The sequence below is a fragment of the Vibrio sp. 10N.261.52.A1 genome (genome assembly GCF_002876325.1).
GTDB lineage: Bacteria > Pseudomonadota > Gammaproteobacteria > Enterobacterales > Vibrionaceae > Vibrio > Vibrio chagasii.
On the sequence record NZ_MCYD01000036.1, the window covers coordinates 1 to 1,062 of the forward strand.

Annotated in this window: 1 protein-coding gene; it reads left to right on the forward strand. The window is 42.7% G+C overall.

Annotated features, from left to right (window positions below; genetic code table 11):
• The first annotated feature begins 41 nt into the window (after positions 1–41).
• Positions 42–1,007 (forward strand): hypothetical protein, encoded by a 966-nt coding sequence (locus tag BCT81_RS00450; protein ID WP_061032334.1) that lies wholly within the window; start codon positions 42–44, stop codon positions 1,005–1,007.
• The last annotated feature ends 55 nt before the right edge of the window (positions 1,008–1,062 follow it).

Sequence of the window (1,062 nt, forward strand, 5' to 3'; positions counted from 1 at the left end):
AAGATCTTCTTAAATCAAACAGTCGCAACATGGACGTATCAATGAAATCCACTTATCAATTTTTTAAAGAACTCTTAAAAGAGATTTTCGATGTTACCTCAACGCTTTTTCGGATCATGATTCCAATTATCATCGTCATAAAAGTCGTAGAAGAGCTTGGCGGCATAGTGATTCTGAGTGAATGGTTAAGCCCAATAATGGAAAGCGTTGGGTTACCAAAAGAGATGGGCCTAGTGTGGGCCACTACCATCCTCACCAATATCTACGCTGGCTTAATTATTCTCATCAACTCCGATGTTTCTTTAACGGTTGCTCAAGCTTCTGTGTTAGGCAGCATGATGCTGCTCGCTCATTCGCTACCAATCGAAGGCGCAATCGCGAAAAAAGCAGGGGTAAGTTGGCTTGCCACCTTATCAGTCAGAGTCGGCGGCAGCTTGGTATTGGCATGGCTACTGAATCTCAGCTATCAATACGGAGATTTACTCAACTATCCAGCAACCGTCTTATGGCAGCCAGAAGTATCGTCAGATAACAGTTACATCGGTTGGGCTATCGAACAACTCAAAAACTTTGCAGTGATATTCATGGTGATTTCAGCACTGCTACTGTTACTTAAAGTTTTAAAGGTTCTTGGCATCGAGAAGTTAATGGCTCTGCTGCTACGACCATTTTTAAGACTACTAGGCATCAGCAAAGATGCGACCAATCTAACCATCATAGGGATCACGCTCGGTCTTTCGTTCGGAGGAGGTCTATTGATCAACGAAGCAAAGAAAGGACATATAGCCGCAAGAGACGTGTTTACCGCCATTATGCTACTCAATCTGCTCCACAGTTTGATTGAAGACACCTTGTTGATCTTACTGATCGGGGCTGATTTTTACACCATATTCTGGGGAAGAATCGTATTCTCAGTTCTCATCGTCGCTTTAATTTCGCACGCTATTAAACGTGTCAAACCAACGATTTGTGAGCGTTACTTTTATCGCGACGTATCCCAATCATAACAGCGAAAACTCACCTTAAACCTTTTAGTAAAAGAGCCTGCACACAGGCTCTTTA